Source organism: Alteromonas sp. DYW1, assembly GCF_059752595.1.
The window spans coordinates 165250-180049 of the sequence record NZ_CM186038.1; the positions used below are offsets into that span (position 1 = coordinate 165250).

The 14800-nt window shown below is 45.5% G+C and carries 15 protein-coding genes; 5 read left to right on the forward strand and 10 right to left on the reverse strand.

Annotated elements, in window-relative coordinates:
* Positions 1 to 2: 2 nt before the first annotated feature.
* From hslO to AC121Z_RS00785, 3 genes are all read left to right on the forward strand, one after another.
* Positions 3 to 902, forward strand: coding sequence for an Hsp33 family molecular chaperone HslO (hslO, locus tag AC121Z_RS00775; RefSeq protein ID WP_498125830.1), 900 nt, complete (start codon positions 3 to 5; stop codon positions 900 to 902).
* Positions 902 to 1483, forward strand: a complete 582-nt coding sequence (locus tag AC121Z_RS00780; protein ID WP_498125832.1) for a hypothetical protein — start codon at positions 902 to 904, stop codon at positions 1481 to 1483. Before hslO ends, AC121Z_RS00780 begins: the two co-directional genes overlap by 1 nt.
* A 257-nt stretch (positions 1484 to 1740) precedes the next feature.
* Positions 1741 to 3327, forward strand: coding sequence for a phosphoenolpyruvate carboxykinase (locus tag AC121Z_RS00785; protein ID WP_498125834.1), 1587 nt, complete (start codon positions 1741 to 1743; stop codon positions 3325 to 3327).
* 101 nt (positions 3328 to 3428) lie between these two features.
* On the opposite strand, the gene AC121Z_RS00790 is transcribed toward AC121Z_RS00785, so the two are convergent.
* The 7 genes from AC121Z_RS00790 to AC121Z_RS00820 form a co-directional block, all read right to left on the reverse strand.
* Positions 3429 to 4013 (reverse strand): hypothetical protein, encoded by a 585-nt coding sequence (locus AC121Z_RS00790; protein ID WP_498125836.1) that lies wholly within the window; start codon positions 4011 to 4013, stop codon positions 3429 to 3431.
* On the reverse strand, positions 4006 to 4581 hold the full coding sequence (locus AC121Z_RS00795; RefSeq protein ID WP_498125838.1) for a sigma-70 family RNA polymerase sigma factor: 576 nt from the start codon (positions 4579 to 4581) through the stop codon (positions 4006 to 4008). Before AC121Z_RS00795 ends, AC121Z_RS00790 begins: the two co-directional genes overlap by 8 nt.
* Positions 4582 to 4589: 8 nt before the next feature.
* On the reverse strand, positions 4590 to 5237 hold the full coding sequence (locus AC121Z_RS00800) for a TonB family protein (protein ID WP_498125840.1): 648 nt from the start codon (positions 5235 to 5237) through the stop codon (positions 4590 to 4592).
* Positions 5238 to 5373: 136 nt separating this feature from the next.
* Positions 5374 to 6603: an S-methyl thiohydantoin desulfurase family protein gene (locus AC121Z_RS00805; RefSeq protein ID WP_498125842.1), complete on the reverse strand. Its 1230-nt coding sequence runs from the start codon at positions 6601 to 6603 to the stop codon at positions 5374 to 5376.
* 156 nt (positions 6604 to 6759) lie between these two features.
* Positions 6760 to 7557, reverse strand: coding sequence for a hypothetical protein (locus AC121Z_RS00810; RefSeq protein WP_498125844.1), 798 nt, complete (start codon positions 7555 to 7557; stop codon positions 6760 to 6762).
* Between the two features lie 94 nt (positions 7558 to 7651).
* Positions 7652 to 8878 (reverse strand): cyclic di-GMP phosphodiesterase, encoded by a 1227-nt coding sequence (locus tag AC121Z_RS00815; RefSeq protein ID WP_498125846.1) that lies wholly within the window; start codon positions 8876 to 8878, stop codon positions 7652 to 7654.
* Positions 8879 to 8965: 87 nt separating this feature from the next.
* Entirely contained in the window at positions 8966 to 9307 is a 342-nt protein-coding gene (locus AC121Z_RS00820; protein ID WP_498125848.1) for an MGMT family protein, read from the reverse strand.
* Between the two features lie 155 nt (positions 9308 to 9462).
* On the opposite strand from AC121Z_RS00820, the gene AC121Z_RS00825 reads away from it, so the two are divergent.
* Complete coding sequence (locus tag AC121Z_RS00825; protein ID WP_498125849.1) at positions 9463 to 10557, forward strand: SMP-30/gluconolactonase/LRE family protein; 1095 nt, start codon at positions 9463 to 9465, stop codon at positions 10555 to 10557.
* Between the two features lie 78 nt (positions 10558 to 10635).
* Here AC121Z_RS00825 and AC121Z_RS00830 read toward each other — a convergent pair whose 3' ends face one another.
* Entirely contained in the window at positions 10636 to 11154 is a 519-nt protein-coding gene (locus tag AC121Z_RS00830) for an HAD family hydrolase (protein WP_498125850.1), read from the reverse strand.
* Positions 11155 to 11227: 73 nt separating this feature from the next.
* Here AC121Z_RS00830 and AC121Z_RS00835 point away from each other — a divergent pair, with 73 nt between their 5' ends.
* Complete coding sequence (locus AC121Z_RS00835) at positions 11228 to 11521, forward strand: YebG family protein (RefSeq protein WP_498125852.1); 294 nt, start codon at positions 11228 to 11230, stop codon at positions 11519 to 11521.
* Between the two features lie 6 nt (positions 11522 to 11527).
* Here the strand turns inward: AC121Z_RS00835 and AC121Z_RS00840 are convergent, their stop codons facing one another.
* Positions 11528 to 13477: a sensor histidine kinase gene (locus tag AC121Z_RS00840; RefSeq protein ID WP_498125853.1), complete on the reverse strand. Its 1950-nt coding sequence runs from the start codon at positions 13475 to 13477 to the stop codon at positions 11528 to 11530.
* Entirely contained in the window at positions 13474 to 14679 is a 1206-nt protein-coding gene (locus AC121Z_RS00845) for a sugar ABC transporter substrate-binding protein (RefSeq protein WP_498125855.1), read from the reverse strand. The genes AC121Z_RS00840 and AC121Z_RS00845 overlap by 4 nt, the downstream gene beginning before the upstream one ends.
* Between the last annotated feature and the right edge of the window lie 121 nt (positions 14680 to 14800).

Here is a 14800-nt window from a genome sequence, read left to right on the forward strand (position 1 = left end):
CTATGAATAAAGACCAACTACAACGTTATGTTTTTCCCCAAGCGCATGTGCGCGGTGAGCTGGTGCAATTAGAAGCAAGCTTTGCGCAATTACTGGCCTCGCATGACTATCCTGTGCCCGTAAAGCAGCTGTTGGGCGATATGCTTAGCGCGGCGACCTTACTAACGGCAACATTGAAATTTAAAGGCGAAATTAGCTTACAAATTCAGAGCGAAGGCAAAATCCGTTATGCGGTTGTCGACGCTACGCATGATCAGAAGGTACGAGGTATTGCACGCTGGGATGAGAGCGATGATGCTTGGCCACAGCAGTTTAGCGGATTATTCCACAAGGGCGTCTTGGCAATTACAATCACGCCAGAGAAGGGCGAGCGTTACCAAGGACTGGTTGGTCTTGACCAGAGCTCACTCGCGGCCTGTATCCAAGGCTACTTTGAGCAGTCTGAGCAACTGCCCACTCGGGTCGCATTGTTTACCGACACCAATACTGAAACGCCCAAAACGGCAGGGTTGCTGTTACAAGTACTACCGCAAAGCAGTGCAGCAACTGCGGCGCATGAGCATGCAGCATTTAATGAGCTTGCCATGCTAACTGATACGATGACGGCAGACGAAATACTGTCTTTAGACGCCAATACCTTATTGCATCGCTTGTATCACGAGCATGATGTGGAATTGTATCCTGCCCATCAAGTGCAATTTTCCTGCACGTGTTCACGTGAACGCAGTGCTGAAGCATTAAAAAATATTGATAAAGGTGAACTGCTGTCGATCATTGCTGAACAAGGTGTTATCGCGATGGATTGCCAGTATTGTCATACTAAGTACGAGTTTGACAGTATGGATGTAGAGAGTATTCATGCTGGTTTTGCTAACGCAACGCCCAATAATACTCCGCAGTAGTGAGTGAGCATCACAGCAACGCACCCTCAGTGCTAATCGCTGCCGATATATTTGGTGCAACCCCAGCGCTCTTTGCATTAGCAAAAGCGCTGGGTCAGAAGGCATCTGTCATTGATGCATACGGTAGTGAAGCCCCCTCATTTAGCAATGAGGCGCTTGCTTACGAATTTTTTTGTCAGCAATCATCGGTGCATGATTATGCGACGAAAATTTACCACCAAATTCGGCAAAATTCCGCGCTTACACATGTTATGGGATTCAGTGTAGGCGCATCTGCGCTCTGGCATTGTCTTACCCAGCATCCAGAAATCCGCTCGGTGCGCTTTATTGGTTTCTATGGTGGACAGGTTCGACATTTGCTACCGGCTGCACCAAGCGTTCCCATTGAATGGTATTCAGCATGCCATGAGGCGCATTTTGACGTAATTGAATTCAACACAGAATTGCACCGAATACCCAATGTAAAAGTACATCAGACTGACTACTTGCATGGTTTTATGAATCAACATTCTGCTAATTTTGATAGCAATGGCTATACGCAATATGTGAAAGAACTCGCAGAAATACTTCAGGTTACTTAATTTTTGTAATTAAATTACAGAAATGCTGTAATTTTATCTTTGTTTGGAATGATTGATGCTCCACGTTTAGCCCGAAAATGCAGCAGGGTGAATAGCTATCTAGATATTGTGAATAGCGAGTATGTCCATTATCTATTGGGTTTTGGTGTGCTTATTCAGTTAAGCTTGCAGTCTGCGACAAAGCTCTGTATTGTCGCGGCCGAAAAGCGCATCTGGTTGTAAGTTGTGCTGAAAGTTTACATTTTTGGAGCCCCAATATGAACGCTGCCGTCGAAGCATCAAAACTCAACAGCCAGGCTGTAACTGAACAAGCCCCTACCATTTATCATAATCTCTCGCACGCGGAGCTTATCGAGCATGCGATCCGTCGTGGCGAAGGTCGTCTTGCTGACAATGGTGCATTGGTTGTCGAAACCGGTGCCCGCACAGGCCGTTCGCCTGCTGACCGTTTTATTGTGCAAGAGCCATCGACGGCTGCAGAAATTGAATGGGGTAAAGTGAACCGTGCATTTCCTGCCGAGGCTTTTACTGCACTTTGGGACCGAGTAGAAGCGTTTATTGCTGAGCGCGAGCATTTTCATTCACTGATGCAGGTAGGGGCCTGTGAAGATTTTGGTTTACCTGTAAGTGTGCGAACTGAAACCGCGTGGCAGCACTTATTTGCGCGGAATATGTTTATTCCTTCACAAGATGCGCATCGTGCAGACAAGCCCGTTTGGCAAATCCTTAATTGCCCAGGTTTTGAGTGTATCCCTGAGCGTGATGGCACTAACAGTGATGGCGTTGTGATCATTAACTTTGCTGAGCGCAAAGTCTTATTGGCAGGCATGCGTTACGCAGGTGAAATGAAAAAAGCCATGTTCTCAGTGCAAAACTTCTTATTGCCAGCAGCTGAAGTACTGCCTATGCATTGCTCTGCCAATGTGGGTGAAGAAGGCGATGTGACACTTTTCTTTGGCTTGTCTGGTACCGGAAAAACCACCTTGTCAGCTGACCCCAAACGCTTCTTGATTGGTGACGATGAGCACGGTTGGGGCGTGGGTAGTGTATTTAACTTCGAAGGCGGCTGTTATGCCAAGTGCATCAATCTCTCGCAGAAAAATGAACCGGTTATCTGGGATGCGATCAAATACGGTGCGATCCTTGAAAACGTCGTTTTAGATGAGTCGCGTACACCGGACTATGACGACGTGTCACTGACTCAGAACTCGCGAGCCGCGTATCCGCTAACGCACATTAAGAAACGTATTGAAGCCAATCGTGCCGGCGAGCCGCGCGCGATCGTTTTCCTGACGTGCGATGTTAGCGGCGTTTTACCGCCGGTCTCAATCCTCGATGAACAAGCCGCGGCGTATCACTTCTTAAGTGGTTATACGGCCAAGGTTGGATCCACCGAGATTGGCTCTACTGCGGACATTGAATCTACCTTTTCCACCTGTTTTGGCGCGCCATTCTTTCCTCGTCCAGCACGGGTTTATGCAGAATTGCTAATCAAACGCATCCGTGAATTTGGGACTAAAGTCTATTTGGTAAATACCGGCTGGACTGGCGGTCCTTATGGACAAGGCAAGCGTTTTGATATTCCGACTACGCGTGCAGTGATCGACGCTATCGTTAATGACACTCTAGATGTGGCTGACACTACCTTGATTGACGGGTTGAACTTACGCGTGCCAAATGCGGTTGCTGGCGTTGCTCCTGAGTTGTTAGTGCCACAGAAAACATGGCAGGATCCAGCTGCATATACGACCTACATGGATAAATTAATCGGTGAGTTCAATCAAAACTTCGCCAAGTATGATGTTGATCAAGCCATCGTCGACGCAGGTCCAAAGAAAATATAGACTTTGCGTAAAACTTTACAAGCCCGGAAACATTGCGTTATCCGGGCTTTTTTGTGCGGCTTTTGCGCGCCTGCTTAAAGTTTGCATCGTAGTTACAAAAATTAACAATGTACCTGAATTGTTGGTTTCGCGATGCTGATCAAATGACCGGTGTTAGAGAAGGCAAGCTCCACAAAATCACCTTGCTGAGCATCTAATGCTAGCGCATTATTTTCTGCTAATTGCGCCAGCAGCTGCGGACTAATTGACAACAAATTATTGTTACACATTTTAACTTCCCACCGTCCATCAGCAAAGGCTAATTGTGCGACCTGCTTATGGTGGATAGCTGCGGTTAATTGACGCTGCGCGAGGTTATTTGTTGCATGGCGATAGTCTTCATTAAGACTTTCTCGAATACTTTTGGGCTCAGACTTTATCTGCGTAATATCAACGAAAGTTTCTGCTTGCTGAGAACGGTGGTTGCCCGATAGTGTATGGTTAATAAATAGACCCAGCACAACTAAGCAGGCTAAGCCCGATGCCAGCGATAATTGACGGCCAAAGTTCCACCAAATCTTAGCCGATTCTGGGGCCTGAGTTTTTGCACGTTTCAGCGCGGCATGGCGTATAGCGACGGGTGTTTCAATACCCTGCTTGCGTTGACGATAAAGCGAACGTAGCTTTTCGTCTTGTGGATTAGTCATCGACATCTCCTGATTGTGTCGCGTCGGCCAAATGCTGGCTTAATTTTTGTTTTGCATAACGCAGTCTGCTTTTAACCGTTTCTCTCGAGGAATGTGTAATGCTAGCAATTTCCTCCAGCGAAAAGCCCTCGTGTTGTAAACAGAAGGCCTCTTTTTGTGCAAAGGGGAGAGCCTTTAATAATTGATTAAAAAGTGCCAGTTCATCAGTTGTGTCTGCAGCAATATCGGCACATGTGCCTTCGCTCAAGGACTCTGCAGTAAGCTTTGTACTGCGACGTAATTCGTCAATCAATAAACGCCGACCAATGGTAAACAGCCAAGACTTAAATTGTCCATTGGGTTGGTAGAGATGACTTTTTTCAATGACTTTTAGCCACACTTGCTGTGCGATGTCTTCCGCTTGAATTGGGTCTGACAGTGTCAGCAAAAAATGATAAAGGTCATCTCCGCAGTTTTCGTACAACTGCGCCAGTAGCTGCCGTTGACGGTCGCGAGCGTACTGCTGCATCAGTTTTTCGTTACTGATTGATTTGCCAAACCAGCCTTTGATTGCTAACGATAGACTCATCCACTTCCTTATTGATTATCTAAGGTAAATTCTAGCACAACGGTTAATCCTGTTTGATAAACAGTGATACCATTTTCTTTACGCGGTTGGTACTTCCAGCGAGTCAGTGCTTGCTTCGCTGCCTTGTCAAAACGGCGCTTGGGCTGAGCATCTAGTACGTCAACATTTATCACTGAACCAGTAGGATCAACGTCGTAACTTAGCTTGACCCAGCCTTCTATACCATCTCTGGCAGCATCCACCGGATACTTTGGATCCACCCTTACAATGGGGCGTAGCTCTGAGTCCATTTGACCAAAAGTATCGGGCCCGTTTATTCTGACACCGGGCGCAGTGGGAATGTTAACCGTAAAGTGAGAGCCATTTGGTGCAATAGGATCGTCTGGTACTTCGCGTGGTAATTCTGGGAGTTTTTGTACCTTGGGGGGCGGCTCAACTCGAGTATTTTCAATCAGCGTTTCATCAGGCTCTTTGAAAACCGGATCGATTATAACGGGTGTAGTTTGACTCACTGTGGGACGGCCTTCCTGTTTGGCCATTAGATGCATTAGTAAAAAAAGTCCAAATGTAAACGCGCTGGCGATTACCATTGATAGTAAGGTTCGAGTTGAAATTCTAAGCAAAGACTCTGGATATAATGTGGTGACTGGATTCATAATACTTCCTCTTTTTCTACACTAACGACTGAGAGGAAAGAAAGGGGTTATTTCTTAGTATTCGGTTTTACAAAGAATGTAATGCCGGCTCTGTGACAATCGTCTCATTCAAACCGGTGACTAACATTTAGTTTTCCTAGGGCTCTTGATTTTGCTGCAATGTTTCGATTGGCACGTAATCAAAGTCGAACCCAAAATGTCTGGGCCCAATAAGTTCAATACCTTTCTCTGATCGCCATTGTGCAGGCGCAGGCACTACTACTATTGCGACATTTTCACCAACCACGTATCCGCCATAACCGACGCCTAATGTTGATTCACCGGTAGTGGGGTCAAGGTTGTAGATATAATCAGGTGACATTGCATTTACTTCGCCATTTTTCCAGCCAACAATGTTTTCATTCTTAACGAACATTCGGTATGTATCGCCACTAAACTCATTGGTTCCCTCAAATGTTGCTTCAACCCAATTAAAGCCTCTGTCACCCTTTTCATTACTGGCAACTACCGTTCCTTCAAAAACCTTGTAACCGCCACTCACTTTAACTAGCTCGGCAATAGGGTCGAGCCCTGTTTCCCGCGATTCTCGAACCGTTCGGCCATATAACTCTGCTTCCATAATGCTGCCAGTGAGGACTCCAATATCCAGATTTTCACCAGACATAGGTGTCATGCTAATCCAGGCATCGCCCGCACTGGCGACCGCGATGGCCCGCGCCAAGTCTTCTACGCGATATTCATCAGCAGCCTTTGCTATCACTATTTGATCTCCCCAAGGAGTAATTATTGCAGTAGGTACAGAAGAGATGCCGTTTAACCAAGGAATCGACTGCTGGACCTCCGGCACTGCTCGCCCAGTGATCCCTGCATCCAATAGCGGTATTCCCATTTCAGCACTTAGCAATAGCGCGCTAGCTGTGGCGTCTGCTGCCTCAGAGCGAACCAAAGCGGTTACAGGTTGTTTGGTATATTGGCTAAACAACTCGACGACTGCGCGATTTGGGTTGGCGATCTTGCTCAGACCTTGTTGTTCGGTGCGGTCAATGACATATTGCCAAGGACCGCCGCCGCCGATTCCTTGTACTGCAATCACCCATTCATTCGTGGCTATATCTTTGGGGTGTATTAGAGTAAAGCGATAGCCATCAGCCAACGCCTTTTTAACGTCTTTTATCGAATCAGAGGGGTCACAATTGCGTGTTGATTGAATACATGAACCAACGAGGATATCTATCAAGTTTTGTTCTGTTAGCTTGGTAACTTTCGGTTTTTCAACAAGTTGTGCGGTGCTGTTCGTGCAGCCAAGTAACATAAAGTGGCAGATTGCCATTCCAATCAATATGTTTTTCTTATGATTAGTCTTCATGATGCCTCAAGCAAGAGCTTTACAGGATTTCAGGTTAAACAAAGTTAAGAAAATTAGCTATAGAAGTTTGTTATATTGGCTTTCATATATTCAAATGCACAACGGTCCAATTTTAATCCCTTTGCAATGCTTAGGGAGTGATTCGGTGTTAAGGGCCTACATGATGAAAACAAATTGATTATAAATAAACGAATTATTGTCAAAATTAAATTCATAGTTATGCGGACTGGTGGTGTCTAATTTCTCGCCGCGCTCAATTAACAGCTTCATAACGTTTATATACACGTTCATCCAAATGCGCGGCACTTGCTCTTTTGCTACGATCTCGCAGACAAGCTGTTTGCATACTAGACTGTCAATTTGAACAGCACCAGAAGCAACATCCTGCTGGGTATTAAACAGCATGTATAGGTCTTGCTGCATTTGCATAGACCATATTTCATCATCAAGTTCGGATTGGCGGGCACTTGATTCCGTTAGAAATGGGTTTTCATTAATCACCATGTTCGAAATAAAATCCCTCGCTTCTGTGTCTTTTAGATTTGAAATCAATTCAAAAAGCTCTGCCTTTCGAGCAGATTGCCATTCGCTGAAGGCTTGGTTGTCATGGTCATCAATGCTAGCCGATTTAGAGTCAAGAGGTGACAAAGCAGTCTGGCTTTGCGTTATGGTTGAACGAGCAGTGTTAGGGCTACTATCTGGATCTGGAGCAGCTAAATTTGTTGCTGGAGAGGACTGAGTATTGGGAAGTTTTACTTTATTTTCCGAATCAAAGTTACCAGCAGCGTTTGCAGTAAGAGAAGTGTCTTCGTTTACACCCTTAATTTCTGTCAGTGAGGTACTGGTATCGCATCCATCTGACACAGTCGATTCTGATGCTGGCTGTATCTGAGACAAGCCAAAGCCGACTAAAATACCAAAAATAAATATCGCAATATTGCGCAATAGATTCATTGGTTAAATTCCTTTTTAACAATTTGTGTGAATTCCATGTAGGAGTATATTAGTTAATTATTAGTTCAGACTATATGAATACCTAACGCGAGACTTAAATCGCGATTTTATTTTCGAAGAAGTTTTTGAAGTCTAATTTGTAATCGCTGGCCAAAACGGCCTTTTCGATATCGAGACGATATTCAATTTTCGCTAAATTAATGTCTTTGGGCGCAAGATAATGTTTGCCACGAAGTGAATAGAAGACTTTTACGATGGGCTTCAATGGTGCGTCTTCATTGTGCTTGACTACCATCGCAATCGTTTCGTCAGAGAGTTTTACCAGACTACCCACAGGGTAAATGCCAATACACTTGATAAACTTTTGCACAAGTTCCCGATCATATTTATGTGGTGTGTCTTTGAGTAAGATTTGCAGTGCCTTCTGACTGGGCATGCCGGCTTTGTAACAGCGGTCGGCGGTCAACGCATCGTAAACGTCGACAATCGCGATCATGCGGCCGTAGAAACTAATCTCATCATCTCGAGCCCCTTCCGGATAGCCATAGCCATCTAAGCGCTCGTGATGCTCACCCACGGTTCTGATCATGCGCTCCGGGATGTCCATTTCCTGTAAGGCTTCAATCCCATAGATCACATGGTCGCGCATGATATTCATTTCTTGGTCAGTTAGCCGTCCTGGTTTATGCAAAATCTTATCTGGAATACGGATCTTGCCAATATCATGCAAGAAACCGGACAAGGCCAATTCTTGTACTACTTCTTCTTCAAGTCCAATGTACTGCGCAAAATTAGCCAATAAGATAGCAACATTGAGTGAGTGCTCTAGCAAATAGTCGTCTTTTTCACGAATTTTAGTTAAACACAACAACGCATTTGGGTTTCGATCGATGGAGCCGACTAGATTTTTGGTAAATTCCTCAGGTACTGCAATGTCCATTGGAAGCCCTTTGGCTACCGAATTCAGTAAGACCTTCTGGACGGATTTACCTTTTTTATGCAGTTTGTTGGCGACAGCAACTTCTTGATCAAAGCTGACTTCGCGTTTTTGCGCGGGTTCTTCTTTTTGTGGGGTTTCTACTTCTGCGGCATCGGACTCTGCTTCCGGCGGGCTCTCTCCTTCGTCTGGAACAAATTGTTTTGAAGGGTCGATAATGACGGATAGAACACCGCGTTTTTTTAACGAGGTGACAATAGCTCGTTTGGTCACTTTACCGCGGCTAGCAACCTGTAGGTTGCCTTTTTGTTCGGCAATACTATCAACAAACATTCCTGGCTTAAGGTCGTTTATTGAAATTTTAGTGAGCTTTGAGTCAGACATCGGGTTGTAAATTCTTTGTAATATATGGAAGTTAAATCAATCTGGGTTATGAAACAAGGTATTGCACATGAAAACTCTTTGGTTGCACTAAAAATCCAACTCATATAGCAGGGTATTCAGCGCAGGTTGCCATTGACATTGCTTTAATTTAACCCGGAAATTAGACACCATTACCCCTTCTGCAAGCAGCGCTTCACGTTGCAGCAAGGCATACTCGCTGTGGCGATCGAAGGCAATCTTACCATCACTGCGTAGGACGCGAAACCAAGGTAATTGCATTGACTCTGGTGCTGCGCCAAGTGCTTTTGACGTTAAACGTGCACGGCCAGGTAAACCGGCAAGATCAGCGACTTGCCCGTATGTTGCCACGTGCCCAACCGGGATAAGTTTAACTACGTGCCAAATGCGTTGCATGGAATCGGTTGCCATTCAATTTACCATCTTGGTATGTCGGCCAAAGTAAATTTGGGAACTGTTAGGAGTTTTTCGATCGTAAAGTGTATAACGTAATGGTTAGTTTGCGCGAATTTGTTAGTAAAAATGTGAAATCACGCAGTTTTGCTTGGTGTTAAATGGAGAGAAGAATGCAGAGAAAATTTCAGTTCATTGGTGGCTTTGCTGCGATCATGGCTGCAGGGATACTGCTTATCCCTTCCCCTATTGACGCAGAATATTGGGAGTTGTCAGATGCTGACAGAGCGAGCGCTGAGCTTAACATTGAAATCTCAGCAGACGACATAAGGCTCCTTGCTTTGCAAGACGCCTTTGGCCCAGAAGATGTCACAGTGGATGCTAACGGTGCACTTTATGCGTCCTCAGCTAACGGTGTGATTTTAAAAAAATCACCGCAGCAAGGGCTTTTCTCTCCATGGTGCAGCACACAGGGATTTCCGTTGGGTTTACGCTTCGATCGTAAAGGCAGCTTGATTGTCGCCGATGCTCTACGAGGGCTGCTGAGTATTGCGCCGGATTGTGAAATAACAGTGTTGGTTGACACTTATGCGGGCACCCCTCTCGGCTTTGTTGATGCGGTCGCGATTGCTCAAAATGGCACCATCTATTTTACTGACGCCAGCGCTAAATTCGGACCAAGGGACTTTGTTAACCCAACAGTGGCAAGCCATCTGGATATACTGGAGCATGGTGGACATGGTCGAGTTTTTGCCTATCAACCGGCCGATAAAAGTCTAGAACTTTTGACCGCGGGCTTGCAGTTTGCCAACGGCATTGTCGTTAGTCGCGATCAGCAATCGTTGCTGGTGAATGAAACTGGCAGCTATCGCATACTAAAGATCCCTTTGGAGGGGCCTCAAAGAGGGAGTCCGCAAGTTCTGATTGATAACTTACCGGGCTTTCCTGATAACTTATCACTGGCCGATGATGCAGGTTATTGGGTCGGTCTTGCAGCACCACGTTCAACGCTGTTGGATCGTCTCGCGACTTGGCCGACGGTCAGAAACTTAATCGCTAAATTACCGCACTTTTTACAGCCTCAGGCAGTGCGTCAAGGTCGTGTGTTAAAAATCTCAGCAGAGGGAGATGTCATCTTTAGTCTGATTGATCGAAGTGGTAAGTTGGCACTTACTACAGGTGTCCTTGATTATGAGCAAAACTTGTACATCACAAGTTTGACCGAACCCTATGTGGTGGTTATCGACCGAGCTCTTCTGAGTGATTGAGTGTACGTTGCCAGCCAGTGACGGTAAACAGCGTCTAATAGAGCATATATCTTGCAGCGATCATGTGCTCGTGTTTTCTTAGTCTTGCCCAAAGGTAGAGTACATAAATTGCATCCCCGCGTTTTGCGCAGCCTGCTCGTCATATTTGTAATCGCCCACATAAACTATCTCGTGGGGCGCTATATTCCAATGGGCGGCGATCATTAGCAGTGCATCTGGCTTTGGTTTCGCTGGCGCATCTTCGCGCGTTAAAACTAACTGAATTGGGATAGCATTTTGCTGTAACTTACGCTGAGTGGCTTGACGGCAATTTCGTGTCACTATCGCCATAGGTGTGTTTCTACTTGCAAGCTCATAAACACATCTTCGAGCACCACTTAACCAACCAGATTGTGTCGCATCAGCTATCTCGTGCGCTAAGATTACAGCTTCTGCAGCCTCACGCATTGAGTCTGCTAGGGTACTGATGTAGGCCAACAGATCTTGGTTATGGGGGCAGCCAATTTCCTGTCGAATAGCCACAAAATCGAGCGATGACTCTACCAGAGTGCCATCCAAATCAAAGATAACGGCTTTTGCTTTATATAATTCACGCATAAGATAACTGTTTATTTATACAGTATTGTTGTGTAGTCTATAACTGAAGTTCATCAAACGTAAGGACTATAACATGGCAATCACTATTCAATACGTCGTATCGTACAAAGGGGTTGAAAAATTGGTAACAACAGATAAAAAGGCAGCCGATCAATATGACAAAATGCTGGATATCGCTGACAATTTGCAAACCTATTTAACCGCGAAAATGCCGGCACTTGACGAGCAAACAATTGAAGAGCTGGCGTTTACTCTGGCACAAGAGAAGCTGTCAATTAGCAAGTTGCTGAAAGGCTCTGATGCAGCACAACTATTAGAGGCCGATTCTGCACAAGTCTTGTCAATGGATAAAGCGGCAAATGGATAGGGCACGTTAGCTAGCGGCTTTTTTTACCTGTTTTACTGGGAACTCAATGAAGATGGTTAGGCCGTCGCCAGGCTCACAGTAGCAATTGATCTTTCCACCGAGACGTTGAGTCGCTAAATTATAAACGATACTCAAGCCCAGTCCGCTGCCACCCGTTTGTCGGCTAGTCGTGAAAAAAGGCTCAAAGAGTTTTGGTAATGCCGTCGAAGGGACGCCGCGGCCGTTATCTTTGAACGTCAGATCCAAATCGCCATGGTCGGTTATAAGAAAATCTATGCTAATTTGTTTTACGTCCTGAGAAGATTCAGTAAAGCCATGCTTAATTGCGTTGAGCACAAGATTAGTTAGGATTTGACTAAAGGCCCCGGGATAAGTTTCAACATCTAATTCTGGGTCGCCCGATACCTGCACCAGCACCTCATTTCTTTCCAGTTCTTTATGTAAACTCCTGAGTACTAAATCGATGTATTCACTGATGTTTATGGTTCGCTTTTGCTCACTGGATTGATCCACCGATACTGCTTTAAAGCTTTGAATTAGGTCTGCAGCCCGCTCGGTATTTTTGCTTAAAATCTCCATGCAGTTGTTCGCTTGGTCAATAAACTCGATCAATACAGAGCGCGAGAGTTGATTGTTATCATAGGCGTGCTTTAAGGTTTTTAGACGCTCGTCGAGAATGCTCGTTGCCGTTACGCAAACACCAATAGGAGTATTAACTTCGTGCGCGACACCAGCAACCAAAACTCCAATTTGTGACATCTTCTCAGACTCAACCAGTTGATTCTGAGTGCGGATCAACTCACGATTGATTTTCTTAACTTCCGCCAAGGCATTTTCAAGAGCTTCTGTGCGTAGTGTCACTTTTGCTTCAAGATCTTCCTGATAATCACGGATATTTAATGCCATATCTGCCAGTAAAGCAGTAACACTCTTGAACTCTTTGAAAGGAAGCTCATTTTGATGATAGGTCAGGTCGCCATCATGGAAGGCCTGTACCATATCATTTAACTTCTCCAAGGGCTTGAGTTCCAACCTTACAAATAAATAGCCCAACGCGACGAAGAGTACGACAATGGCTCCTGCATACAACGCAAATCTAGCGGTTAGAGCGTCTACTGCTGCAAGCGCTTCACGTTCTTCAACAAAGAACTGAGCACTGATAGTAATATCGGTTTCTGCGACCTGGAAGCCTGCCGATGTCGCGATCACTCCCTCGCGTGCCAACCCTGGTTGAAAGATAAGTTGCTGCTCATCAATGGATACACTAGCTAACTGCAAGCTTCCACTGCGTTGATAAACCAATTTAACGATATCTTCGGCTAATATGAACGCGATAACATGTCCGGTGTACGTCGAACGGGAGTCCAGACGCTCAGTTTCGCTTAAAAATAATGGGATGGACAAAACCAACATGTGTCCAGACAACTCGCCAGCAAGGGGAATGTTGCGGGTGGTATCGAACAATAATTCGGCGAGCGCGTGGTCGGTTATAAACTGGCTTTTTACCGACGAAACCCGGGTAAACACCTCTGTATTAACATGTTGCTTAATACTCGCAGCATCTATCATTAACGCGACTTCAGGGGCCGCTTCAGCAATAAACCCGGATTCATCAAGCAATAAGGTCGCAGCAACAAAGCTATGTTCCATGACGAAGTCATTGAGGGTATTCGCCGCACTGTAGCCGAATAAGCCCGATTGCCCCGCTAACGCCATGTTTTTATCGCGCGCTATCTGGGTTAACGCTGTAATAGCCTTTTCCAGAGCAAACTCAGTATTGTTCATCGTATTTGCTGCAATCGCATTTTGTTTATCTAACTGCTGTTCAACTTGAATACTGCGGAAGCTCGAAATAAAAAAGATGCTGAGGAGTAATAAGGGGAGCAAAGCGCATAATACAAACTGGGCAATGAGTGTAGTGCGCAGTGATAATGCCAGGCGCTGCTTATTGCTCACTTTAATGCCTCCAGTTGATGGTGATTTTTGCTTGCTACTTTTTGCATGTAAGTGGCCGTTTGTCGCGGATCCAGAACCCCAGATTGATGTAACTTTAAACCTTTGCGCAGTGCGCTCCAAGCGGAAACGAAAGCGGTATCGGCTGGCATATATCTGTTTTGTATGCTGATCTCCCGTTGTACTGCGAACCAATAGGATTCATCCAATGGAGCAGCATTCTTTGCCGCAATAGGTTGCATGAGAGTTGCTGCGCCAAGATAGCGTTGTGTTTCAGCTGACTGCAGAAACTGTGCGATCTTGCGAATGGCTGCTTGATTGGGACCATTCCAGCTATCATTGGGAAATGTCATTACAACCAGTGAACTTAGCGCCGCCATTGGTGTGCCTTGATAGCTAGGTAGTCCAGCAACTCCTAGGTTTGTGCCTAATTCACTTACGGCCTCGCGTAAAGCCCAAGTACCATTAATCGCATAAGCCACTTTGCCTTGATAAAAGTCTATGGAGACGCAATCATAACCGCAACTAGGGTCAATGGTGCCATTTTTACTGAGCTCTTGATAAAAGCTTAGCGCTTGTTGCATCGCTGAGCTATCTAGCGTTGGGCTGCCGTTACTCGCCAGTGAACCACCAAATAAACTAATAAAGTGGGCAAACCAATAGGCCTCGTCAAACAGCACGCCAACCGGCAAAATATTGCGTTCTAAAAGTGTGCTTGCCTGTGCCGAAATCGCCTCCCAATTAGTAGCAGGTTCGGTAACGATCGCTTTATTGTAATATAGCAGCAGCCGGTTATCGCGCAGCAATGGCAGCCCAAAGTAGGCATTGTTGAAGCGTAAAGCTGCCCGTTCTTTCTCACTGAGTTGTGCAACTGCCAGGTCCGCAGGCACTGAAGATAGGCGCATGGGGCGGGCATAGACCGTATTGTCAGAGGTTAAAATCACAATATCTGGCGCTTTACCTGAATTGACAGTCTTTATGATTGACGTCTTGAGATCTTCATTTGGAATACTAACAACATTGATGAGCGTCGCAGGATCAAGCGCAGAATACTGTGTTGCGAGCTGTTGCAGCGGCTGTTCTAATTGCGGAGAGGCTAACCATAAGTTGATGTTCACTCGCTCGCGGCTAATTGATTGTGCTGCTGAGTGCAACGACAGCAATAGCAGGCACATAAAGCAGAGCACAGTTACAAATCGCGGCATAATGACTCAAAGCAGTTGACAGTGTTTTGAGTATAAACCAATTTTTGTACTAGCTTCCAACTCCACTAATTAGGTCTTGATTTTGCGCGAAGTCATGAACGTTTCGATTAACGATAATGCA

Bases quoted from the DNA above. Each gene is read 5' to 3' on its own strand.
- hslO (WP_498125830.1), top strand. From the start codon at position 3: ATGAATAAAGACCAACTACAACGTTATGTTTTTCCCCAAGCGCATGTG.
- AC121Z_RS00815 (WP_498125846.1), bottom strand. From the start codon at position 8,878: ATGTCTGACTCAAAGCTCACTAAAATTTCAATAAACGACCTTAAGCCA.
- AC121Z_RS00800 (WP_498125840.1), bottom strand. From the start codon at position 5,237: ATGAATCCAGTCACCACATTATATCCAGAGTCTTTGCTTAGAATTTCA.
- AC121Z_RS00830 (WP_498125850.1), bottom strand. From the start codon at position 11,154: ATGCGTGAATTATATAAAGCAAAAGCCGTTATCTTTGATTTGGATGGC.
- AC121Z_RS00845 (WP_498125855.1), bottom strand. From the start codon at position 14,679: ATGCCGCGATTTGTAACTGTGCTCTGCTTTATGTGCCTGCTATTGCTG.
- AC121Z_RS00790 (WP_498125836.1), bottom strand. From the start codon at position 4,013: ATGACTAATCCACAAGACGAAAAGCTACGTTCGCTTTATCGTCAACGC.
- AC121Z_RS00820 (WP_498125848.1), bottom strand. From the start codon at position 9,307: ATGGCAACCGATTCCATGCAACGCATTTGGCACGTAGTTAAACTTATC.
- AC121Z_RS00825 (WP_498125849.1), top strand. From the start codon at position 9,463: ATGCAGAGAAAATTTCAGTTCATTGGTGGCTTTGCTGCGATCATGGCT.
- AC121Z_RS00810 (WP_498125844.1), bottom strand. From the start codon at position 7,557: ATGAATCTATTGCGCAATATTGCGATATTTATTTTTGGTATTTTAGTC.
- AC121Z_RS00795 (WP_498125838.1), bottom strand. From the start codon at position 4,581: ATGAGTCTATCGTTAGCAATCAAAGGCTGGTTTGGCAAATCAATCAGT.
- AC121Z_RS00835 (WP_498125852.1), top strand. From the start codon at position 11,228: ATGGCAATCACTATTCAATACGTCGTATCGTACAAAGGGGTTGAAAAA.
- AC121Z_RS00805 (WP_498125842.1), bottom strand. From the start codon at position 6,603: ATGAAGACTAATCATAAGAAAAACATATTGATTGGAATGGCAATCTGC.
- AC121Z_RS00785 (WP_498125834.1), top strand. From the start codon at position 1,741: ATGAACGCTGCCGTCGAAGCATCAAAACTCAACAGCCAGGCTGTAACT.